Genomic DNA, 22,066 nt, shown 5'->3' on the forward strand with positions numbered 1-22,066 from the left:
TCCCGCGTGCCCGCGCCGCCGTGCCACTGCTACCCGGCGAGCCGCCGTGGGGACGACCACCAGCAGCCTCAACGACAGGGAGTCCGCCTCCGATGTACGCGATCGTCAAGACCGGCGGCAAGCAGTACAAGGTCGCCGAGGGCGACGTGATCGAGGTCGAGAAGCTCGCCGGTGCCCCCGGCGACGCGGTGCAGCTGGCCGCGGTGCTCCTCGTCGACGGTGACGACCTGGTGACCGACGCGGCGCAGCTCGCCAAGGTCGCGGTGTCCGGCGAGATCGCCGCGCACACCAAGGGCCCCAAGATCCGGATCCACAAGTTCAAGAACAAGACCGGCTACCACAAGCGCCAGGGTCACCGCCAGCCGCTGACCCAGGTCAAGGTGACCGGCATCTCCAGCGGGAAGTAGGTCGTCCTCAGATGGCTCACAAAAAGGGTGCGTCCAGCTCGCGTAACGGCCGTGACTCCGCGGCCCAGCGGCTCGGCGTGAAGCGTTTCGGTGGCCAGGTGGTCAGCGCCGGCGAGATCATCGTCCGGCAGCGCGGCACCAAGTTCCACCCGGGTGACCTGGTTGGCCGTGGCGGGGACGACACGCTCTTCGCGCTGTCCGACGGTGCGGTCCAGTTCGGCACCAAGCGCGGTCGTAAGACCGTCAGCATCGTGCCGCAGCAGTAGTTTTCCGGCGAAGCGGGCCGCGGACCTGGTGTCCCGGCCCGCTTCGCTTTTCTCGTGCGGGGCGCTCCCCGCTGGAAGGATTGACAGCGTGACGACGTTCGTTGACCGGGTCGTCCTGCACCTGCAGGCCGGCGACGGCGGGCACGGCTGCGTCTCGATCCACCGGGAGAAGTTCAAGCCGTTCGGCGGGCCGGACGGCGGCAACGGCGGGCACGGCGGCAGCGTGACGCTGGTCGTCGACCCGCAGGTGCACACCCTGCTCGACTTCCACTTCCGCCCGCACGTGAAGGCGCCGAACGGCAAGGGTGGCGCCGGTTCGCACCGGGACGGTGCGAACGGCGGCGACCTGGTGCTCAAGGTCCCCAGTGGAACCGTGGTGCAGAGCCAGGACGGCACGGTGCTCGCCGACCTGGTCGGGGCCGGCACGACCTTCGAGGCGGCGCGTGGCGGCCGGGGTGGCCGGGGCAACGCCTCGCTGGCCAACTCCCGGCGCAAGGCGCCGGGCTTCGCCGAATTCGGCGAACCGGGCGAGACGCTCGACGTGGTGCTGGAGCTGAAGAGCGTCGCTGACGTCGGCCTGGTCGGCTTCCCGTCGGCGGGCAAGTCCTCGCTCATCTCCGTGATCTCCGCGGCCAAGCCGAAGATCGCCGACTACCCGTTCACCACGCTGGTGCCCAACCTCGGCGTGGTCCGGGTCGACAACCACACCTTCACCGTCGCCGACGTGCCCGGCCTGATCCCCGGCGCCGCCAGCGGCAAGGGCCTCGGCCTGGAGTTCCTCCGCCACATCGAGCGGTGCGCCGTGCTGGTGCACGTCATCGACACCGCAACCCTGGAACTCGGCCGGGACCCGCTGGCCGACATCGAAGCCATCGAGGCCGAACTGAACCAGTACGGCGGTCTGGCGGACCGGCCCCGGCTGGTGGCGCTCAACAAGATCGACGTACCGGATGGCCGGGACCTGGCCGAGATGGTCCGGCCGGACCTGGAGGCGCGTGGCCTCAGGGTCTTCGAGGTCTCCACCGCCACCCGTGAGGGGCTGAAGGAACTCACGTACGCCATGGCGGAACTCGTCGAGGGTGCCCGCGCCGCGATGCCGATCATCGAGCCGACCCGGATCGTGATCCGGCCGTCCGCCGTGGACGACACCGGCTTCACGATCGAGGCGGAAGCGGACGGCTCCTACACCGTCCGGGGGGCGCGTCCGGAGCGTTGGGTTCGGCAGACGAACTTCGACAACGACGAGGCGGTCGGTTACCTCGCCGACCGGCTGGCCCGGCTCGGCGTCGAGGAGAAGCTGGCGAAGGCCGGCGCCCAGCCCGGTGACCTGGTCCGCATCGGGGAGCGCGAGTTCGACTGGCAGCCGACGCTCTACGCCGGTGCCGAGTTCGTTCCCGGCGTACGCGGCGCCGACCAGCGGTTGGAAGAGAAGTCGACGCGCGCCTCGGCGGCTGAGCGGCTGGCCGCCCGCAAGGCGCGCCGGCAGCGGCCCGCCGACGAGATCGGGGCCGACATGGCCGACGAGGTCGGGGCCGACGCGACGGACGAGGTCGAGGACTCCGAATAGCTCGGTACCGTCCGCAATCGGGTCGTTTCGCGGAAACCTGGTGGAAATCCGCCCGGCCTACCGTGAAGCGATGTTGATCGAGTCCCGTGCGGCCACCGATCCGGAGGTCGCCGCCCTGGTCACGGCGCAGCAGCGTGAGCTGCGTGAGGCCGACGGCGGGTTGACCGGGCAGGTGACCGAGACCCACGACGACATCCGGTATCTCGCCGTCGTGGTCAACGGTCGGGCGGTCGCCTGCGGCGGCGTCCAGGCCCTCGACGAGGAATCCGGCGAGATCAAGCGGATGTACGTCCGGCCGGCGTACCGGGGGCGGGGAATCGCCCGCCAGTTGCTGGCCGCGCTGGAGGAGTTGGCGTACCAGTACGGGCACAGCAGCCTCCGCCTGGAGACCGGCACGTATCTGCCGGCGGCGATCGGGCTCTACACCTCGTGCGGGTACGAGCCGATCCCGACCTACGGCGAGTACGTCGGCAATCCGTACAGCGTCTGCTTCGCCAAGCGTCTGCCGGTGCCGGCCTGACCGGCGCCCGGCGCGGGGCCCGGCCGGGTCGTGCGCCACGCCGACGTCGAGCCGCTGCTCAGGCGCCGGTCTGGGCGTGCGCCCTGGTGACCGGTTTCGACTCCGGGGAACCGTGCTGACGCAGGAAGATGCTCAACACGATCAGGGTGCCGACCGCCAGGAACTCGCTCTGCCAGTTCTGCATCGACTGGAACCAGAAGTCGCTGGTGCCGAGGAAGTGCAGCGCGCTGACCGGGGCAGCGCCGCTCTGCAGCGCCTGCTCCGCGTTGTACTGCGCGGTGCCGCCGAGCAGGTGCCCGACGAATGAGCCGACGAAGATCAGCAGTAGCGCGAGGGCGAGGCTGTTCCGGTAGATCACGAGCGGCAGTCCGCCGTGGCGCACCGGCCAGGGTGAGGCCGCAGTGGCGCGGCGCTTGTCGTCCTCGGAGCGGTCGGTCTCGCCCTCCGGCTTCGACTCCGCCGAACCCCGCTGCACCAGGTACGCGGTGAGCAGGACGTAACCGCCCATCTGGAGGAACTCCGACTCCCAGTTCTCGAAGATCGCCTCAGCGAAGTGGCCGGTGGACAGGTACGCCGGCCAGCTCAGCGGAGCGGCACCGAACTCGGTCAGCTCCTCGTTGTGGCTCTGCCAGCCGAACACGCTCTGCAGTGCCAGAAAGACGAAGAAAGCGCCGAACATGGCGACTGCCAAGGCGTTGTTCCGCAACCAGCGCGGCATCTCGACCTCCTCGCGGTGATCTGGTAACTGTCCGTTGCCCAGCGGGTTCAGCGGGCAAACCGGACCGCTGCCGGCCGGCGCGGGAGCATCCGTTCGGGTGACCACGCCGGACAGGAGTGACCGAGCGGTCGGTGCGCCGGGCGAGTCGTACCGGTGGCGTCGGGGCGTCAGGGGCGGTCGGCGGGGGTGTCCAGGCGGCCGCCGGTGCCGTACCGGTTGGAGAGCAGCAGGCCGAAGACGAGCATGCCGAAGCCCAGCCCGAGGTGCAGCCAGTTGTCGGCGTTGTTCACCGGCAGGAAATTGGCCGCGCCGTGCTGGTTGATCGCGAACCCGTAGAGCCACAGCGCGAGGTAGAGCGCACCACCGCCGGCCAGGTAGAGCCGAGTTCCGGCGAGGGTGCGGGCCATCACGAGGCCGAGCAGGCCGAAGAGGAGATGCACCGCGTTGTGCAGGATCGAGATCTGGAACACGCCGAACAGCTTCGCGCCCGAGTGGTGCCCGGCGCCGAACAGCTCGTCGTAGCCGGTGGTCACACCGGGGACGAAGCCCAGCACGCCTATCAGGAGAAAGACCACGGCGACCGCTACGGCAGCCAGTTGCACCCGGGGCTTGGGCCCCGCCGGTCGGCCGCCGCGCGCGTCCCGTGCCATCGATGCCACCTCCGAGATTCGTCCCGCCCGCGGTCGTCGGGCGCCGGTCGTGAGGAGCGTTCACCTCGTGGTCCGAGGTGGTGACGTGACGCAGCCCGACGGTCCTCAATTTTGTAGTCGAGGTGCCCCACGGCGCAGCGGAATGCCGGAACAGGTATGGACGGGACGACGCAGGGTAGGCGATCGGACAGCGCTGACGAACGGGTGGTCGTGCCGGCGCAGACCGGCCGGTGGCGCTTTCGCCGCGCCGGGCGGGGGACCGGTCAGCCGGTACGCCGTACGCCGGTGATGACGAATCCGCTCGGCGGCAGCGCCGGCATCCGGCCCAGGCTCACCGCCAGGTCCTGCGGTGGCACGTCGTACCGCATCCTGCTGGTCAGGTTGGTCACCGCGCGCTTCATCAACTCGATGGTGATCCACTCTCCGGCGCAGCGATGGCCGGTCGCGTGCTCCCCGCCGCCCTGCGGAATCAGCCCGAACGGGGTCGGCCGGTGGCCGTCGAAGCGCTCCGGGCGGAATCGATCGGGTTCGGGCCAGAGCGCCGGATGATGGTTGGTGCCGTAGAGGTCGAGCAATACCCGCCGGCCCTGCGGGAAGTGGTACCCCCGCCAGTCGAAGGAGCGCCGGACCCGCGCGGCGGCCGCCGGAAAGAACGGGTAGTACCGCCGGACCTCCTGCACGAGGCTCTCGGTGGCCGTGTCGTCGTCGCGGATCCGGTGCCGCCAGGCGGGGTGGTCGTGCAGGGCGAGCGCGGCGAACACGATGAACCGGTCGATGGCGACGGTCGGCCGCAGCACGTTGAGCAGTTCGACGGCGGCGATCCGGCGGGGAAGGACCCGGCCCTGTTCGTCGCGGTGCTCGGCGATCACCCGCAGTGCGCTGCCGACGGGGGCGGGCAACGTGCCGCGGCGGGTTCTGTCGACGAGTTCGGCCAGCCAACGTTCGCCCCGGCGGCGGGCGAGCAACCCTCGCCAGTGCCCCGGCCCGACCGCCGCCCCGCTTCCGATCATGGCGTGCAGGTCCGCGGTGCGCCGGTCGACCTGCGCATCGGTCAACGGCACCCCCGCCCAGGCACAGACCACCCGGGTGAGCATCCGGCCCAGCTCGGGATAGAGCACGACGGCTCCGGCCTGCTCCCAGCGGGAGAGGCGGGCCGCCCACTCGTCGTCGAAGAGCCGGCCCAGGTGACGGATCGCGGCCGGTGTCATCAGCGACATCAGCATCGCCTTGCGCTCGCGGTGTGCGGCGTCGTCGAGGCCCTGCACCCCGCCGCGCCCGGTCAGCGTCCGCTGCACCCGCAACGGCATGGCGCCCGCACGCTCGAAGCGGTCGGCGTCGTAGAAGAGCGTCGCGGCGTCCCGCCCGCGCAGGCAGATGGTGCGCCGTAGCAGCAGCCGGGTCTGGAAGATGTCGCTGCCGTGGCGGTCGCAGCGTGCGCCGATGAACCGGTAGCCCTCGCGGAGCAGCGCGAGGCTGCTGTCCGGGCTCCGGTCGGTCGGGATGCTCGCCATCAAGCCTCCTGACGCGGTTGGTGGCGGGGCGACCCCCTCGGCCGACTGCCGTCTACCCAGGTCCGGGTGCGCTGAATCCCGAGCGGGCGTACGGGCGGTGGCGGGCGGCCGTCGGGGGAGGGGCCAGCGGATCACGACGTCCGCTGGCCCCTCCCAGGAGCGCGGAAACCTGGTTGGCTGCGGTGAGCGGCTCAGCCCCGTGGAGCGCCGTCCGGCGCTGCGAGCGGGCACGCCGGTGCGGACACGGATCACGGGGAGGCGGAATGCGGGGGAACAGCTCGCCGCGGTGGCGGCGGACGACCGGTGCGCCGGGCGGCGGGCCGGGCAGGGCGGGTGGCCGCGGTCCGCTCGACCTGGCGTCGGGTGCCGCGGAGACCCCGCTGATCGCGCCGCCACGGCGGCCCGCCCCACCGCCTCGGCACTTCACGGTGCATCTGGGCTTCGTCGCGGCCGGCCCGGCGCAGGCCCGCGAACTGGCCGTCGGTTACGCCGAGGCGCTGAGCCTGCTCCGCCCCGAGCTGGCACTCGGTGCGGCGGCTCTCTCGCCGGCCGACGCCTGGCACCGGGCCGAACGACTCTTCTGCGGCGCGGTCGGCCCGGACGGCGAGCACTGTGCCGATGTGGCCGGTCACCCCGGATTCCACCACGCACCCGGTCCGGGCGGGCTCGGCTGGGGCGACGGTGACTCGTGACCCGGCTCCCCGGGCGGAGGGGCGGCGTCGCGAACCCGCACCGCTCCTCCGCCGGACCGCACCGGTCACGCCCGGCGCGGAGGTGGCCTCAAGCCAGGTCGAACTCGCCGTCCTGAGCGCCGGCGACGAACGCGTCCCACTCGGCCTGCGTGAACACCAGGACCGGCCCCTCCGGCTCGGCGGAGTTGCGCATGCCGATCAGGTCATCGACGAAGGCGACCTCCACTGCGCTGTCGGAGGTGTCACTCTCGGCCCGCTGCCAGACCGCCCGGGACAGGTCGAAGTCTCCCTTGGGGTGCTGAGCCATGGTCATTCCTCCAGTGCACGGTCGAAGTCGGGAAGCGCATATGGATCCCTATCGGGCAGGATAAGCGGATGCCCAGCCTTACCCGTGTAGAGGCGACCGCGCGTGGCGCGGCGATTACCGTCGAGTCCTACGAAGTGGACCTCGACCTGACCGGTGGCGCGGAGCTGTTCCGTTCTCACGTGACGATCCGGTTCCGGGCGGTTCCCGGCGCCGAGACGTTCGTCGAGGTCAAGCCCGCGAAGCTGCTGGCGGTACGCCTCAACGACGACGACCTCGACCCCGCGCTGCTGAGCGACAACCGGCTCCCGCTGGGCGGGCTGAGGGAGCGCAACACGCTCACCGTCGAGGCGGAGATGGCGTACTCGAACACGGGTGAGGGCCTCCACCGCTTCGTCGACCCGGCCGACGGGGAGACCTACCTCTACGCCATGTCGTTCCTCGACGACGTGCAGCGCATCTTCGCCGCCTTCGACCAGCCCGACCTGAAGGCGTCGTTCACGCTCACCGTCACCGCCCCTGCGGAGTGGACGGTCGCGGCGAACGAGCGGGTCGTCGCCACGCCACGACCCGGACGTTGGGAGTTCGCGCCGACCCGGCCGCTCTCCACGTACCTCTTCACGTTGATCGCGGGGCCCTACCACATTCGGCGGGACGAGCACGACGGGATCCCGCTCGCCGTCTACTGCCGCCGGTCGCTGGCCGAGCACCTCGACGCCGACGCCGACGAGATCTTCACCGTCACCAAGCAGAGCTTCGACCGGTTCCACGAGCTGTTCGCCGAGCGTTATCCGTTCGGCAAGTACGACCAGGCGTTCGTACCGGAGTTCAACGCCGGCGCCATGGAGAACCCCGGCCTGGTCACCTTCCGCGACGACCTCGTGTTCCGGTCCGCGGTGACCGACACCGAGCGTGAGAGGCGGGCCACCACGATCGCGCACGAGATGGCGCACATGTGGTTCGGTGACCTGGTCACCATGCGCTGGTGGGACGACCTCTGGCTCAACGAGTCCTTTGCCGACTACCTGGGCACCCGGGTGACCGCGGAGGCGACCCGGTTCGACCGGGCGTGGACCACGTTCGCCCTGCGGCGGAAGGCGTGGGGGTACGCGGCCGACCAGCGCCCCTCCACTCATCCCGTCGCCCCGCACGAGGTGGTCGACGCGGCGGAGGGCCTGCTGAACTTCGACGGCATCTCGTACGCCAAGGGCGCGAGCGTGCTGCGACAGCTGGTCGCCTGGCTGGGCGACGAGGCATTCCTCGCCGGGTTGAACCGCCACTTCGCGACGCACCGGTTCGGCAACGCGACGCTCGCCGACCTGCTCGCCAACCTTTCGGCGGCCAGCGGTCGTGATCTCGCCGACTGGGCCGAGCGCTGGCTGCGCCGGGCGCAGGTGAACACGCTGCGGGCCGAGGTGACCGTCGACGCGGACGGGCGCTACCGGGAAGTCGCCGTGGTGCAGACCGCGCCCGAGTCGCACCCCGTGCCGCGCCCGCACCGCATCGGCGTCGGTCGGTACGCCGCCGACGGGACGGTCGACCGCATCGAGGTGGACGTGGCCGCCGACGCGCCCGACGATCGGACGGTGTTGCACGAGCTGACCGGCCTGCCGGCCGCCAGACTGCTACTGCCCAACGACGGCGACCTCACCTTCGCGAAGGTGCGCCTCGACTCCGCCTCGGCGGACGCAGTGCCGTTGGTGCTGCCCGGCCTGGCCGATCCGTTGGCCCGGGCGCTGCTCTGGCGGGAGGCCCTGGACGCGGCGACCGACGGGGAGCGTCCGGTGAGCGGGCTGGTCTCGCTGATCGCCGCGGCGCTTCCCGCCGAGACCGAGGTGATCATCGCCGAGGACCTGTTGGCGCAGAGCCGGTCGCTGGTCGACCGCTATCTCGACGCGGCGACCCGCGAGGCGTCGCTGGCCCTGATCGCAGAGGCCTGCGCCACCCTGCTGCGCGGCGCGCCGTCCGGCGGTTCGCTCCAACTCGCCGCCGCGCGCGGGCTGATCAGCGCCACCATCGACAGCGACCTGCTGGTCGGCTGGCTCGCCGGCCGGGGAGTGCCGGCGGGACTGTCCGTCGACGCCGAACTGCGCTGGGCGGTGCTGCGCCGTCTGGTGGTGCTCGGTGGGGCCGGCGAGCCGGAGATCGCCGCCGAGGCCGCGGCCGACCGCAGTGCGGCCGGCGCCGAACAGGCCGCCCGGTGCCGTGCCGCGCTCCCCGACGCGGACGCCAAGCGCGCGGCCTGGGAGATCGTGGTGAGCAACATGGAACTCTCCAACCGGCTGGTGGAGGCGGCCGCGGAGGGCTTCTGGCAGCCCGAGCAGGCCGAGCTCACCTCGCCGTACGTCGACCGGTACTTCGCCGACATGCCAGCCACTGCACGGCTGCGTACGCCCTGGACGGCCGACCGGGTCGCCAGCCTCGCCTTTCCCCGTTACGCGGTGGCGCAGCCCACCCGGGAGGCGGCGGCGGCGCTGCTGGCTCGCGACGACCTGACGCCCGGCCTGCGCCGGGTGGTCACCGACGCCGACGATGACCTGCGCCGGGCGCTGATCGTGCGCACGGCGGTCGCGGCCGCCACCGCCTGAGCGCACCCCCTCGGGCGCGCCGCCCCGCCGACCCGGTGCTTCGGCGGCGGGGCACTTAGCCGGCGTGGGACTTAGCCGGCGGGCACTTCGGCAGCGTGGGACTTCGGCGGCGTGGCGATTGGACCGCGCGGTGTTTCGGTGCTTCGACGCCAGGGGTGCGTACCCGGGTGCGCACCCCTGAGGCCGTCAGCGCAACGCCGGCTCGGTGGTGACCGGGGCGTCCCAGTCGATGACGTGGCGCTGCTCGGGGCCCAGCGTCCGCTCCGGGTTCATGGCGGTCCGCATGAGCAGCGGCATGAGCAGCGGCATGAGCGCCCTGGCCACCGGACCGGGCGCCTTGGTGTGGTTGATCCGTGCCGCCCGTGCGGCGACCCGCTCGACCCGGGGCCGCCGAAGCCGTTCGTACGCGGCGAAGGCGGACGGCACGTCGGGCAGATCCCGCAGGCAGCGGGCGAGTTGCACGGCGCTCTCGATCGCCAGCGACGCGCCCTGGCCGGAACTGTTCGACGGCGCGTGCGCCGCGTCACCCACCAGCACCATCCGGCCCCGGTGCCAGCGCGGCACGGGCGGCATGATCAGCAGGGAGCCCACGGTCTGGAGGCACTCGGGATCGGTCGCACCCACGAGTTGCCCGCCCGGGTCGTCGTTGCCGTACGCGGCGCGTAGCCTGCGCAGCCACTCCTGCGGCGACAACGCTCGCGCCTCGGTGAGCGTCATCGGACGCTCCTGCGGCAGGTTCGCTCCCCATCGCGTGCCGCCGCCCGGCTCCGGCCAGTAGAGGTAGTACGCCTGCCGACCGAAGGCGAACATCATGGTGTCCGGTTCGGCGGACACCTCGTGCCGGGCGACCGCCTCGAAACCGAGCAGGCCGGTGCAGCGGGGACCCGGCGCGGCCGGGTCGATGAGCGTACGCACCGTGGAGCGGATGCCGTCAGCGCCGACGAGGACGTCGGCCGTGGCGCTACTGCCGTCGGCGAAGAGCGCCGTGACACCGTCCCCGCTCTCCCGTACGTCGACCAGGCGTTTGCCGTGTTCGATCACGATGCCCTCGGCGGTGGCGTGGTCGTGCAGCGTCCGATGGAGCTCGGCCCGGTGGACCATCCGCAGCGGCGGTACGTCGGTCAGGCCCGGCAGCTCGACGGTCTTCCGGCCGAAAGCCATCACCGAGCGGTGGAAGGGGGTGGCGATCGCGGTGACGGCACGGTCGGCGTTGACGGCACCCAGCGCGGCGACGCCGTTGGGGGCGAGTGCCAGGGTGCCGCCGATGCCGTCGGCGATGCTCGGGTACGCCTCGTGGACGGTCGCCGTGATGCCCGCTCGGTTCAGTGCGAGCGCGGTCACCGGGCCGGCGATCCCGCCGCCGATGACGATGGCCGTTCTAACTGTCGTCATATTCCTCTCCCTGGTGGTCGATGCGGGTGCGTGGCACCGACGCGCTGTCGTGTCGGTGCGTGCGTGGTCGCGCCGACGTGCGGTCGTCGGCGTGGGTGGCGGCACCGGCGCTGTCGCCGCTGTCCGCCTTGGCGCACCTACCTGGGAGGGAAGCCCGGCTATCCTCGTGGTTGCCGCTTCGGGGCCGAGCACCTTCCCAGGTGCGGTGCCGAGGTATGCGCCCCGGCGCGGTGTTGGCGCACCGCGCCGGGGCCGTCCGTGTCACTGCGTCGCGTCGCCCCTTTCAGTGGGTCCAGCCAGCTCGGGTGGCAGCTCACCTGTCTCGTGGAAGGTGCGCCACTGCTCGAGCCCCGGATAGGTGCCGGCGGTGAATTCGGCGAGCAGGTCGCGGACCCAGGCGACCTCGGCCTCCTGGATGGCCAGCTCGTACTCGGACTCGACCAGGAGCAGCCGTGGGAGCTGCCGCTGGTACTCCGCGAGGGCGTCACGCCCGGCCCGGACGGTCTCCTCCAGCTTCGAGAGGCGTTGACGTAGCAGCGCCACCGCCTCGTCGGGCGGCAGGACGGCCAGCACGCTGAGCCCGGCCCGGAACCGGTGATGCTCTGGCTCCGGGGTGGACACCAGCTCCCGTGCCCAGTCGCGCATCTCCGCGTGGCCCTCATCCGTGATCCGGTAGACCGTGCGTTCGGGACGTCGGCCCGTGCGCACACTCTCCACGGCCTCGATCAGGCCGTGCCGGTCCATGTTGCGGATGACCGTGTAGAACGACCCCCACTTGATGTCCATGTCCTGCTCCTTGCCCCAGGCGCGCAGGGTGGTGGCGATCTCGTACGGGTGCATGGGTCGCTGGGCGAGGGCGGAGAGCACGGCAAGGGCGAGCAGGTTGCCGACTCGGCGTTGCTTCGGCACGGGCTCTCCCTTCATTCCTTCGTTCACGATTACTTGTCGACGAATATACGGCTGCGAGTGTGGCGAGCGCAACGTCTTTGCCGGTGCGGAGCGTCGGGTGCGGAGCGAACCAGGTGGAAGCGCTGCCGGTTGACCGTCGTGCCCCCGGGCGGCCCGGCAGGCGCGTGGTGCGGACCACGTCACCACCGCGGGTGTCCGCGCCGGCCTGCGGCCTACGATCACTGGGTGGAGGAAGATATCCGGCGGATCGGGATCATGGGTGGCACCTTCGACCCGATCCACCACGGGCACCTGGTCGCGGCGAGCGAGGTGGCGGACCGGTTCGGGCTGGACGAGGTGGTCTTCGTGCCCACCGGTCAGCCGTGGCAGAAGACCGACACGCCGGTCAGCCCGACCGAGGACCGCTACCTGATGACGGTGATCGCCACCGCCTCCAATCCGCGCTTCCAGGTGAGCCGCGTCGACATCGACCGTGGTGGCCCGACGTACACCGTCGACACGCTCCGGGACCTGCAGGCGGCGTACGGCCCCAAGGTCCAGCTCTACTTCATCACCGGAGCGGACGCGCTGGAGAAGATCCTGTCCTGGAAGGACCTGGACGAGATCTTCGAACTGGCGCACTTCATCGGCGTGACCCGGCCGGGCTTCGAGCTCACCGACAAGCACCTGCCCGCCGACACGGTCAGTCTCGTGCAGGTGCCGGCCATGGCCATCTCCTCGACCGACTGCCGCGCGCGCGTCGCGCGGGGAGAGCCGGTCTGGTACCTGGTGCCGGACGGTGTGGTGCAGTACATCGCCAAGCGAGGTCTCTACCAGCGGCGATAAGCCCGGTATGCCCCTGATTGAGGGGGTTAACGGCCAGAACTGACGAGCCCGGACGACGCGACGTGTGAGACGCTTGAGAGGTCGCACGGTTGATCGAAGGAGAACGGTGACAGTTTCCGAACGCGCGTACGAGCTGGCGACCGCCGCGGCGCAGGCCGCCGCCGACAAGAAGGCGCAGGACATCGTCATCATCGACGTGGGTGACCAGCTCGCCATCACCGACGCGTTCCTGCTCGCCGCCGCCCCCAACGAGCGTCAGGTGCTCGCCATCGTCGACGCCATCGAGGAACGCCTGCTGGAGCTGCCTGAGAAGGCCAAGCCGGTGCGGCGGGAGGGCGAGCGGGGCGGCCGGTGGGTGCTGCTCGACTACGTCGATGTCGTGGTGCACGTCCAGCACACCGAGGAGCGTGAGTTCTACGCCCTCGACCGGTTGTGGAAGGACTGCCCGACCATCCCGTTCGTCGACCGGGCACTGGTCGACGCCGAGTCCGGCGCCGGCTCCGCGGCCGAATGACCCGTCTGATCGTCTGGCGGCACGGCAACACCGACTGGAACGCCGCCAATCGGGTCCAGGGTCAGACCGACGTGCCCCTGAACGACCTCGGGCGGGAGCAGGCGCGCGCGTCCGCGCCGCTGCTCGCCGCGTTGCGCCCGGACGCCATCGTGGCGAGCGACCTCAGCCGAGCCGCTGACACCGCTGCCGCGCTCGCCGCCGTGACCGGACTGCCGGTGACCAGCGACGCCCGGCTACGGGAGCGCTACTTCGGGCGTTGGCAGGGCCTCACCCTCACCGAGGTCGCCGAGCGTTCTCCCGACGAGTACACCCGCTGGCGCGCCGGTGACCCGGACCCGGGCGCCGAGATCGAGACGCTGCACGATCTCGGCAAGCGGGTCGGGGCGGCCCTCACCGCTGCTGCGGCCGCCGCTCCGGGCGGCACCGTCGTGGTCGCCACGCACGGCGGCGGCGCGCGTCAGGGCGTGGGGCAGCTGCTCGGCTGGGACGCATCCGTGCTGCGGACGGTGGGCTCGTTGCAGAACTGCCACTGGACGGAGCTGCGCCACGACGACGTACGGGGCTGGCACCTGCGGGCGCACAACGTCGGCCTGGTCGTCGCTCCGGTGGTCGCCGACGCCGTCTGAACCGACGCCGTCACGCCGGCCGCCCCGACGTACCCGGACGGGGTCGGCTGCACCGCGCCCGCTGATGGGCGGCCGCCGGCGCCCTCGTGACGCGCGGCCTCGTCGTGACGACGCGGCATGGGCTAGCGTGCCGGACATGCCCGTCGCGGTCGTCACCGACTCCACCGCCTACCTCCCGGCCGAGCTGGTGCGTGCCCACCGGCTGACCGTCGTGCCTCTGACCGTCGTGCTCAACGGCGTGGAGGGGCTGGAAGGGGTGGAGGTCTCGCCGGCGGACGCGACCAGGGCCCTCGGCGCCCGCCGGCTGACCGCGAGCACCTCCCGCCCCGCCCCCGAGCAGTTCGCGCAGACGTACCGCCGCCTGCTCGACTCCGGCGCGGACGGCGTGGTGTCGGTGCACCTGTCGGCGGAGCTGTCCGGCACGGTCGAGGCGGCCCGGCTCGCAGCCGACGGCCTGGGCGACCGGGTCACCGTGGTGGACAGCCGCTCCACCGGCATGGGACTGGGCTTCCCGGTGCTCGCGGCCGCCGCGGCCGCCGCGCAGGGCGCCGATCTCGACGGGGTACGTCGCGCCGCGGTCGACGCCGCGACCCGGACCACCATCTACTTCTACGTGGACACGCTGGAGTTCCTCCGCCGCGGCGGTCGGATCAACGCGGCTGAGGCACTGCTCGGGACCGCGCTGTCGGTCAAGCCGATCATGCACATGCCCGATGGGGCGATCGTGCTGCGGGACAAGGTGCGTACGGCCAGCCGGGGCGTGGCCCGCCTGGTCGACCTGGCCGTCGAGGCGGCCGGAGATGCCGAGGTCGATCTGGGCGTGCATCATCTCGCCGCCGTGGAGCGGGCGGCGGCGTTGCTCGCCGCGTTGACCGAACGGCTCGGCGATAAGGTGCGCGAGACGTACGTGTCGGAGGCCGGCGCCGTCGTCGCGGCGCACGCGGGACCGGGCCTGGCCGGCGTCGTCGTGCACCGCCGGTCGCACCCGGCCCTGACCGATGACGCCGACCGGCCCTGACCGCCGGGCCTAACTAAGGCCTGTTTCAAACGGCTCGGTCGAGCGAGCCGAGGCCCAGGCGGCGGTCCGACAACGCCGCCGGTCGTCGCCTGGGTCCGGCGCAGCCGGGCACGGTCTTATGAAACAGGCATTAGCAGATGTCGGCATGATCAGGGCGTTGTCCACAAGCGGGTGACCGTCCACAGGTGACGAGCCGCGAGCCGCGCGCAGGTGGAGCGTGGCCGTAGCGTCACGCCGTGTCACACGACGACGAGACCGTGGTACGCCGACGCCTGCTGCGGCTGACCGCGCAACCGCCGCCCGGGTCGGTGTCCGTCGACCCGCTGCCGGCGCTACCTGCGACAGCCGCGCCCGGCAGGCCGTCCGCCGCGCTGGTACCCGGCGAGTTGCCCGCCGAGCCGATGGCCGACGACGGAGCTGATCCACTCACCGGTCCGAACGTCGATCGACCGTTGCGGCCGGCCGTCGCTGACGGCCTGCCACTGGCATCCGGGCCCACCTCGCCGGCTGGCGTCGCCGCGGACGAATCGTCGGTCCCGGGCGGATCGGAGCCGACGGCCGCGCGCCGGCTGCCCGGCCCGGGAGCGTTCGACCCCGGGCGGCGCGGCGTGCGCGCGCTGGCGGCCGTCGCCGTGCTGGTGGTGGTGGCAGCCGGGTTCTGGGCCTGGCGGTCACGGCCGCAGGCGGAGCCGGTCGCGCCCGTGGCCGGCGCCACCGTACCGGCGGACGACGACGTCGTCGATCCCGTGGCGAGCCCGAGCGCCGAGCTGGTGGTCGCGGTCGCCGGCAAGGTCCGCCGCCCCGGGCTGGTGCGGCTGCCGGTCGGCGCTCGCCTCGCCGACGCCGTCGAGGCGGCCGGTGGCGCGCTGCCGGGAGTGGACGTGGCCCTGCTCAACCCGGCCCGCAAGGTGGCCGACGGCGAGCTGATCGTAGTCGGGGTGACCCCGCCACCCGCCGCCGCCGGGCAACCCGTCGCCGGCGGAGCGCCGACCGCGGGTGGCGCCCCGGCGGCCGGCGCTCCGGTCAACCTCAACACGGCGACCCTGGCGGACCTCGACGCGTTGCCCGGGGTCGGCCCGGTGCTCGCGCAACGCATCCTCGCCCACCGGGAGCAGCACGGTGGCTTCAAGTCGGTCGGCGACCTCCGCCAGGTCGACGGCATCGGCGACGCCCGCTACGAGCAGCTCAAGGAACTGGTGACGGTGTGAGGGCGACACCAGACGCAAGCGACAGCCCGATCGTGGCCGGCGGCGTGCCGGATCTGCGGCTGGCCGGGCTGGCGGTCTCGGCCTGGCTCACCGCGCTGGCCGGGCTGCACCTCGGTGCGGCGACCGTGCTGCTGGCCGCGGTGCTGGCGGCCGTCTTCTCCGCAGCCGGCGCGCTGCACCTGGTCGGCGTGCTCGGGCGGCCCGGTCGGCGCGCCCGGCGACACGGCTGGATCGCCGTCGCGGTGGGCCTCGGCATCGTCTGCGGTGGCACGGTCGGCGCCGCCCGGCTGGTCGTACGCGACGCCGAGGCACTGCGTTCCCTCGCGGAGCAGCGCGCGAGCGTCACCGCCGAACTCGTGGTCCGCGACGATTCCCGGCCGGTCCGAGGCAATTCCGGCCGCCCCGCCACCCTGCTGGTCACCACGGAGCTGGTCGCCCTCACCGAGCCGGACGGCCGGCGGCTCAGCGCGCCGGTCCAGGTCCTGGTGCTGGCCGCGCACCCGGCCTGGCAGGGACTGCTGCCCGGGCAGCGGCTGACCGCCCAGGGGCGACTCGGTGTCCCGCGGGGCGGCGACCTGACGGCGGCCGTGCTCAGCGCCAGCGGGCCACCGGTCCGGCGCGGCGCACCTTCGTGGGCTCAACGCGCCGCCGGATCGCTCCGCGCCGGGCTTCAGCGTGCATGCGCGCCGCTCCCCGACGAGCAGGGTGGATTGCTGCCCGGGCTGGTGGTGGGCGACACCAGCCGGCTGCTGCCCACCGTCGAGGAGGACTTCCGGGCCACCGGGATGACCCACCTCAACGCGGTGTCCGGCTCCAACGTGGCGATCGTGGTCGGTGCGGTGCTGCTGCTCGCCCGCTGGTGCCGGGCGGGCCCGTGGCTCGCCGCCGGTCTCTGCGGGGTCGCCCTGGTGGGCTTCGTGATCCTGGTCCGCCCCTCGCCGAGCGTGGTCCGCGCCGCGACGATGGGCGCGATCGGGCTTGCCGCGCTGGCTGCCGGCCGGCCCCGAGCGGCCCTCCCGGCCCTGGCCGCCGCGGTGACCGTGCTGGTGCTCCTGGACCCTGCCCTCGCCGGGGACGCGGGTTTCGCGCTCTCGGTGCTGGCCACGGGTGGACTGCTGCTGCTCGCCCCGCGTTGGCGCGACGGCCTGCGTCGCCGTGGTGTGCCGTCGGGGCTGGCCGAGGCGCTCGCGGTGCCCGCTGCCGCCCAGCTGGCCTGCACGCCGGTCGTGGCCGGGATCTCCGGCACGGTCAGCCTGGCCGCCGTGCCGGCGAACCTGCTGGCGGTGCCGGCCATAGCCCCGGCCACTGTGCTCGGTGTGCTGGCGGCGACCGTGTCACCGATCTGGCCGGCCGGTGCCGAGTTCGCCGCGTGGTTGGCGAGCTGGCCGGCGTGGTGGCTGGTACTGGTCGCCAGGTACGGTGCCCGGCTGCCGGCGGGCACGCTGCCCTGGCCGGGCGGGGTGTGGGGTGCCCTGCTGCTGGCGGCGTTGACCGTGGCGCTGCTGGTGGCCGTCCGGCGGCCCGTGGTGCGCCGACTGGTGGCGGTGGTGACCGTCGCGGCGGTGCTGGGCACCCTGCCGGTTCGGCTGGTCGCCCGGGGCTGGCCTCCGCCGGGATGGGTGGTGGTGGCGTGCGCGGTCGGGCAGGGTGACGCCGTGGTGCTGCCGGTCGCAGCGGGTCGGGCGGTGGTGGTCGACGCCGGGCCGGAACCGGGTGCGGTGGACGGTTGCCTACGCCGGCTGGGCATCCGCGAGGTGCCGCTCTTCGTCGTCAGCCACTACCACGCCGACCACGTCGGCGGCGTCGCCGGGGTGTTCAACGGACGTCGGGTGGCGGCCGTACTCACTCCGTCGCGGCGCGAGCCGGAGGGCGGGCAGGACCTGGTGGAGGCGGCGGCCGACGCCGGGCAGGCCCGACTGTTGACGGCGTCCGTCGGCGGGGCGTACAGGGTGGGCGGCGCGGAACTCGTGGTGCTCGGCCCGCCCTATCCGCTTCGCGGCACCAGATCCGACCCGAACAACAACTCTCTCGTCCTGCGCGTGACGGTGGCGGGGGTCCGGATCCTGCTCCCGGGCGACGCCGAATCCGAGGAACAGCGCGCGCTGCTGGATCGGCTGCCACTGGGCGCGCTACGTGCCGAGGTGTTGAAGGTGGCGCACCACGGTTCGGCCTATCAGGACCCGGAGTTCTTCGAGGCGGTCCGCCCAGCCGTGGCGCTGGTGCCGGTGGGCACGGGCAACACGTACGGCCATCCGCATCCGGAACTGCTCGCCCGGCTGGCCCGCGACGGTGTGCGGGTGCTGCGTACCGACACGGACGGTGACGTGGCGGCCGTTCACGGCGAAGGTGGCCTCGCGGTGGTGGTCCGGGGTACGCCGGCCGGCAGGCAGCCGTGAGCGGGCCGCCGGCCCGGTGGCACCCGCGCATCCGCTCCGGAGCGGCAGGCAGCACGGATCTGCGGGTACCTTGTTGTAATTGACGGTGAATTGGGATAGATGTCGGGATTTGCGCTGAGTGCAGGCTCCGCCGCCTGAGCGGCCGGTGAGCAGGCACGATCCCGCAGCAGGCCGTGCGAATATGGGCGCGTGACCCCCGCCAGCCTTGCCCCCATTCTGCTCGTCCTCGGCGATGAGGAACTGCTCGCCACGCGCGCGGTGACCGAAGCCGTCGCGAAAGCCCGCAGCGTCGACCCCGACGTGGACGTTCGCGAGTACCAGGCCGGTGCGCTCACCCCGGGTGAGGTCGCCGAGATGCTCAGCCCATCGCTGTTCGGCGGCCGGCGGCTGCTGGTGCTCCGCGCCGGTCAGGATGCCCGCAAGGACCTGGTCGCCGCCCTGCTGGCGTACGCGAAGAACCCCGATCCGGACGTGCAGCTGGTCGTCCTGCACCTCGGCGGCGCCAAGGGGAAGGCGTTCGCGGACGGGCTGAAGGCGGCGGGCGCCACGGTGGTGCCGGCGGTGAAGCTGAAGGGACACCGGGACCGGGTCGCCTTCGTCCGCGACGAGATCCGCCGGGGTGGTGGCAAGTGCACCGAGGACGCCGCCGAGGCGCTGCTCGCGGCGGTCGGCAACGACCTGCGGGAACTCGCTGCGGCCTGCTCCCAGCTGATCGCCGACACCGACGGGCGGATCGGCGCGGACACGGTGGCCCGGTACTACCGGGGCCGGGTGGAGGTGAGCGGCTTCACGGTCGCGGACGCCGCGATGATCGGCGACGTGCCGGCCGCCCTGGAGGCGCTGCGTTGGGCGTTGCACGTCGGGGTCGACCCGGTGCCGATCGCCGACGCGCTCGCCGACGGCGTCCGCACCGTGGCCCGGGTCGCGTCCGCCGGACGGGGTAGCCCGTACCAGCTGGCGAGCACGCTCGGCATGCCGGCATGGAAGATCGAGCGGGCGCAGCGGCAGGGTCGAGGCTGGACGCCGGAGGGGCTGGCGCAGGCGATGCAGGCCGCCGCCGAGTGCAACGCGGCCGTCAAGGGCGGCTCCGACGATCGCGCGTACGCCCTGGAACGCGCCGTCTTCTCGATGGGCGCGGCTCGGCAGGGTGGCGCCCGGTGACCGGACCGCCCCGCACGGCGTGGGCCACTCTTCCAGCCGACGAGGAGCAGTACCGACCGCTCTACGCGCGCGTGCTGGGGCTGCGGTTCGTCAATCCCGGAGGGGTGCTCTGCTTCCTCTTCTTCGAGGGAGTGGTGGCGCTGGCGGTGCTGCTCGCCCTCGCCGAGCTGGTCAGCTGGTGGGCGGTGCTGATCCTGCCGGCCGCCGTGGCGGTCATGGTCAAGCTCAACGACATGGTGGCCGCGGTCGTGGTCCGCTCCGCGGCGCTCGTGCCGGAGCAGGAACGCGACCGGTTCCGCCGGCAGATGGAACCGGTGGTCGGGCGGGCCCGGGTGGAGTGGGTCGCACACAGCGTCCCCGGCATCGTGGTCTCGGCGGAACCGCTCGGCCCAGCCGCCCGTCCGGACCTGCACGAGGCCGGGCCCGCCCGTCGCGACATCGGTCCGGGCGCCGGTCTCTGATCGGCTCGACCTCACCTGAAATCGCGGAAACCCAGCACCCCAGCACCCCAGCACCCTGGCACACCGCGACCGGCGTGCCGCCGGGACACAGAACGTAGACAGCCGGAAGCCCCGAGCGATGCCCGGGGCTTCCGGCGAGATCTGACGCCGCGTGGGTCAGGCGGAGAACGACGCGACGCGCTTGGCGATCGCGGACTTCCGGTTCGCGGCCTGGTTGGCGTGGATCACGCCCTTGCTGACCGCCTTGTCGAGCTTGCGCGAGGCGTCCCGCATGAGGGCGGTGGCCTGCTCGACGTCGCCGGACTCGGCGGCCTCGTGGAACTTGCGGACTGCGGTCTTCAGCGACGACTTGACCGACTTGTTACGCAGCCGGCGCTTCTCGTTCTGCCGGTTGCGCTTGATCTGGGACTTGATGTTCGCCACGCGACAGCCTCGTCTTGATAGCTCGGGTTGGTCAGCTTCTGCGCGCGGCGAGCATGCGTCATCACCACGCGAAAAGCCAGGCTACCAGGTCGGCCGCGACGAGCCAAAACGGCCCGACCCACCCGGCCGCCGATCGCGCCCCGAACGTGTCCCGGCCCGGATCGTGCGCGAGCCGCCGATCCTTCAGCTCCAGCCCTGCCGGGTCGCGAGCCAGGCCAGCGCCTGCTCGCCGCTCCATCGATGGTGCCGGCGGATCTGCGGCGAGGCGGTGGGCGGGGCGGCCGCGGCGGTGGTGAGAAAGTACCCGGCCAGCGCGGCCAGCGTCACGTCCAGCGCGTCCGGGGGAGCGTCGGCCGCGGCCGGATGCCCGGCGAAGAGACCATCCGCGTCCAGCCCGCTGGCGTACCCGGTGATCAGCAGGGTCACCAGGTCGAACCAGGCCGGCCCGTGGCAGAGCCAGGTCCAGTCGCAGAGCCAGGCCCGGTCGTGGCCGTCGATCAGCACGTTGTCCAGGCGTAGGTCGCCGTGGACGAGTCCGGTGCCGGCCGCGGCGTAGCCGGGGAGGCGGGACTCCAGCGCGACCAGTTCGGGCAACCGGTTCCGCGCCGGCGCGGGCAACGGCGGCGCCGGTTCACGCCCGGCGGCGACCTCGCCCCACCAGAGGATGTCGTCCCGGGCCAGGTCGGCGAGGTGGGGCAAGCCCAGGCCGACCAGTTCGGCCGGCGGGTGAACCAGCGCGGACGCGACCTCGGCGTACCCGGCCAGCGTGGCCGCGAGCGCGGCCGGCGCCCAGGGCAGGTCGGGCGTACGGCCGTGCACGGCGTCCAGACCGATCGCGTACCAGTCGGCTGCGGTGAGGGTCCAGCGCAGCCGCGGGACCGGCAGTCCGGCCGGGAGCCGGGCGAGGACGGCGGCCTCGCGGACGTACCAGTCGACCAGCCGCGGTTGGTCGGTCCGCGCCGCGGCCTTGACGAACACCGACGAGCCGTCGTCGGTGTTCAGCAGGGCGGCGAAGCCCCGGGTGAAGCCCGCCCCCGCGATCCGGGCGGCGGTGACCGGGGCGCCCAGCCGCGCGGTGATCGCCGACCGCAGGTCGGGTGGCAGATCACTCCAGCCCGGCCGTACGGCTGTGGCGTCGTACGGCGGTGGCGTGACCGGCATCCCCCCATGCTGTCGTACCCCGGTGGCGCCGTGCAGCCTCGGCAGGCCGGCGATTCGCGGCACCGGTGCGCCCGAAGCCGGCATCGAGCGCCTGCCCCGCGAGATCCTTCCGTTGTCCCGTCCGGTCGTCTGAGAGACTGCCAGCTCATGAGGACCGACGAGTTCTGGCAGTTGATCGATCGGGCCCGGGCCGGCGGCGGGGGAGAGGCCCCGGCGGTGGCCGCGCGGGCGACGGCGCTGCTGGCCGAGCACGACCCGGCGGACATCGTCGGCTACGCGCGCCACCAGCGGCGGGTGCTCGTCGCGTCCCGTACGGTGGATCTTTGGGGGGCCGCGTACCTGATCAACGGGGGTGCCTCCGACGACGGCTTCGAGTACTTCCGCGGCTGGCTGATGACCCAGGGGCGGGAGGTCTTCGCCCGAGCGGTCGCGGACCCGGACTCGCTGGCCGAACTGCCGCAGATCCGGTCCGCCGCGCTCAGCGGCGAGGAGTTCGAGTCGGAGGACATGCTCGCGGTGCCTTGGGAGGCGTACCGGAAGGCGACCGCGACCGACCTGCCGGCCGAGCCCGACCCGGCACCCGCGCCGGATCTCGACTTCTGGGACTTCGACGACGAGGAGTCGGCACGGCAGAGTTTGCCGCGTCTCGCCGCGCTCTTCGTCGAGCCGCCCGAGGAGTGATCCGACCGCGCCCGAGACGGCGTGGGAGCATATAAGGGGGCCGGCTCCGTGCCGGCCTGATCACGTCA

General features: G+C 72.7%; 23 protein-coding genes. 15 read left to right on the forward strand and 8 right to left on the reverse strand.

Annotated elements, in window-relative coordinates:
• The first annotated feature begins 92 nt into the window (after positions 1-92).
• The 4 genes from rplU (at position 93) to ABZS42_RS19460 (ending at position 2,760) form a co-directional block, all read left to right on the forward strand.
• Entirely contained in the window at positions 93-407 is a 315-nt protein-coding gene (gene rplU, locus ABZS42_RS19445) for a 50S ribosomal protein L21 (protein ID WP_076473268.1), read from the forward strand.
• Positions 408-418: 11 nt separating this feature from the next.
• Positions 419-673 (forward strand): 50S ribosomal protein L27, encoded by a 255-nt coding sequence (gene rpmA, locus ABZS42_RS19450; RefSeq protein ID WP_076473269.1) that lies wholly within the window; start codon positions 419-421, stop codon positions 671-673.
• Positions 674-761: 88 nt separating this feature from the next.
• Positions 762-2,240 (forward strand): GTPase ObgE, encoded by a 1,479-nt coding sequence (obgE, locus tag ABZS42_RS19455; protein ID WP_355147118.1) that lies wholly within the window; start codon positions 762-764, stop codon positions 2,238-2,240.
• Between the two features lie 70 nt (positions 2,241-2,310).
• Positions 2,311-2,760, forward strand: a complete 450-nt coding sequence (locus ABZS42_RS19460) for a GNAT family N-acetyltransferase (protein WP_355147120.1) — start codon at positions 2,311-2,313, stop codon at positions 2,758-2,760.
• Between the two features lie 58 nt (positions 2,761-2,818).
• Here ABZS42_RS19460 and ABZS42_RS19465 read toward each other — a convergent pair whose 3' ends face one another.
• The 3 genes from ABZS42_RS19465 to ABZS42_RS19475 form a co-directional block, all read right to left on the reverse strand.
• The gene (locus ABZS42_RS19465) at positions 2,819-3,478 is read right to left on the reverse strand and encodes a DUF6766 family protein (RefSeq protein WP_355147122.1); all 660 of its coding nucleotides are present in this window, start codon (positions 3,476-3,478) and stop codon (positions 2,819-2,821) included.
• Between the two features lie 167 nt (positions 3,479-3,645).
• The gene (locus ABZS42_RS19470; protein ID WP_355147124.1) at positions 3,646-4,128 is read right to left on the reverse strand and encodes a DUF4383 domain-containing protein; all 483 of its coding nucleotides are present in this window, start codon (positions 4,126-4,128) and stop codon (positions 3,646-3,648) included.
• A gap of 263 nt (positions 4,129-4,391) precedes the next feature.
• Positions 4,392-5,639 carry a cytochrome P450 gene (locus ABZS42_RS19475; protein WP_355147126.1) on the reverse strand — a complete coding sequence of 416 codons (1,248 nt, stop codon included), beginning with the start codon at positions 5,637-5,639 and terminating at the stop codon, positions 4,392-4,394.
• A gap of 263 nt (positions 5,640-5,902) precedes the next feature.
• Between ABZS42_RS19475 and ABZS42_RS19480 the strand changes: the two genes are divergently transcribed.
• Entirely contained in the window at positions 5,903-6,331 is a 429-nt protein-coding gene (locus ABZS42_RS19480) for a hypothetical protein (RefSeq protein ID WP_355147128.1), read from the forward strand.
• A gap of 88 nt (positions 6,332-6,419) precedes the next feature.
• On the opposite strand, the gene ABZS42_RS19485 is transcribed toward ABZS42_RS19480, so the two are convergent.
• Entirely contained in the window at positions 6,420-6,638 is a 219-nt protein-coding gene (locus ABZS42_RS19485) for a DUF397 domain-containing protein (RefSeq protein ID WP_355147130.1), read from the reverse strand.
• Positions 6,639-6,706: 68 nt separating this feature from the next.
• Here ABZS42_RS19485 and pepN point away from each other — a divergent pair, with 68 nt between their 5' ends.
• Positions 6,707-9,223 (forward strand): aminopeptidase N, encoded by a 2,517-nt coding sequence (pepN, locus tag ABZS42_RS19490; protein ID WP_355147132.1) that lies wholly within the window; start codon positions 6,707-6,709, stop codon positions 9,221-9,223.
• Between the two features lie 186 nt (positions 9,224-9,409).
• On the opposite strand, the gene ABZS42_RS19495 is transcribed toward pepN, so the two are convergent.
• Positions 9,410-10,615 carry an NAD(P)/FAD-dependent oxidoreductase gene (locus ABZS42_RS19495; protein WP_355147134.1) on the reverse strand — a complete coding sequence of 402 codons (1,206 nt, stop codon included), beginning with the start codon at positions 10,613-10,615 and terminating at the stop codon, positions 9,410-9,412.
• A gap of 261 nt (positions 10,616-10,876) precedes the next feature.
• Positions 10,877-11,524, reverse strand: a complete 648-nt coding sequence (locus ABZS42_RS19500; RefSeq protein ID WP_355147136.1) for a PadR family transcriptional regulator — start codon at positions 11,522-11,524, stop codon at positions 10,877-10,879.
• A 225-nt stretch (positions 11,525-11,749) separates the two neighbouring features.
• Here ABZS42_RS19500 and nadD point away from each other — a divergent pair, with 225 nt between their 5' ends.
• The 8 genes from nadD to ABZS42_RS19540 all read left to right on the forward strand — a co-directional run bounded on the left by nadD (position 11,750) and on the right by ABZS42_RS19540 (position 19,733).
• Positions 11,750-12,349, forward strand: coding sequence for a nicotinate-nucleotide adenylyltransferase (gene nadD, locus ABZS42_RS19505; protein WP_355147138.1), 600 nt, complete (start codon positions 11,750-11,752; stop codon positions 12,347-12,349).
• Positions 12,350-12,455: 106 nt separating this feature from the next.
• Complete coding sequence (gene rsfS, locus ABZS42_RS19510; RefSeq protein ID WP_076473283.1) at positions 12,456-12,863, forward strand: ribosome silencing factor; 408 nt, start codon at positions 12,456-12,458, stop codon at positions 12,861-12,863.
• Positions 12,860-13,489, forward strand: coding sequence for a histidine phosphatase family protein (locus ABZS42_RS19515; RefSeq protein ID WP_355147140.1), 630 nt, complete (start codon positions 12,860-12,862; stop codon positions 13,487-13,489). The genes rsfS and ABZS42_RS19515 overlap by 4 nt, the downstream gene beginning before the upstream one ends.
• Before the next feature lie 136 nt (positions 13,490-13,625).
• Positions 13,626-14,507 carry a DegV family protein gene (locus ABZS42_RS19520; protein ID WP_355147142.1) on the forward strand — a complete coding sequence of 294 codons (882 nt, stop codon included), beginning with the start codon at positions 13,626-13,628 and terminating at the stop codon, positions 14,505-14,507.
• A gap of 236 nt (positions 14,508-14,743) precedes the next feature.
• Entirely contained in the window at positions 14,744-15,715 is a 972-nt protein-coding gene (locus ABZS42_RS19525) for a helix-hairpin-helix domain-containing protein (RefSeq protein WP_355147144.1), read from the forward strand.
• Positions 15,712-18,111: a ComEC/Rec2 family competence protein gene (locus tag ABZS42_RS19530; RefSeq protein WP_355147146.1), complete on the forward strand. Its 2,400-nt coding sequence runs from the start codon at positions 15,712-15,714 to the stop codon at positions 18,109-18,111. The genes ABZS42_RS19525 and ABZS42_RS19530 overlap by 4 nt, the downstream gene beginning before the upstream one ends.
• Before the next feature lie 189 nt (positions 18,112-18,300).
• Positions 18,301-19,272 carry a DNA polymerase III subunit delta gene (holA, locus tag ABZS42_RS19535; protein WP_355147148.1) on the forward strand — a complete coding sequence of 324 codons (972 nt, stop codon included), beginning with the start codon at positions 18,301-18,303 and terminating at the stop codon, positions 19,270-19,272.
• The gene (locus tag ABZS42_RS19540) at positions 19,269-19,733 is read left to right on the forward strand and encodes a hypothetical protein (protein ID WP_355147150.1); all 465 of its coding nucleotides are present in this window, start codon (positions 19,269-19,271) and stop codon (positions 19,731-19,733) included. The genes holA and ABZS42_RS19540 overlap by 4 nt, the downstream gene beginning before the upstream one ends.
• Positions 19,734-19,889: 156 nt before the next feature.
• Here the strand turns inward: ABZS42_RS19540 and rpsT are convergent, their stop codons facing one another.
• The gene (gene rpsT, locus ABZS42_RS19545) at positions 19,890-20,156 is read right to left on the reverse strand and encodes a 30S ribosomal protein S20 (RefSeq protein WP_076473291.1); all 267 of its coding nucleotides are present in this window, start codon (positions 20,154-20,156) and stop codon (positions 19,890-19,892) included.
• A gap of 183 nt (positions 20,157-20,339) precedes the next feature.
• Positions 20,340-21,317, reverse strand: a complete 978-nt coding sequence (locus tag ABZS42_RS19550) for a phosphotransferase (RefSeq protein WP_355147152.1) — start codon at positions 21,315-21,317, stop codon at positions 20,340-20,342.
• A 147-nt stretch (positions 21,318-21,464) separates the two neighbouring features.
• On the opposite strand from ABZS42_RS19550, the gene ABZS42_RS19555 reads away from it, so the two are divergent.
• Positions 21,465-21,998 carry a DUF4240 domain-containing protein gene (locus ABZS42_RS19555; protein WP_355147154.1) on the forward strand — a complete coding sequence of 178 codons (534 nt, stop codon included), beginning with the start codon at positions 21,465-21,467 and terminating at the stop codon, positions 21,996-21,998.
• Positions 21,999-22,066 lie beyond the last annotated feature (68 nt).

Source organism: Micromonospora sp. NPDC005367 (assembly GCF_040606825.1).
GTDB lineage: Bacteria > Actinomycetota > Actinomycetes > Mycobacteriales > Micromonosporaceae > Micromonospora.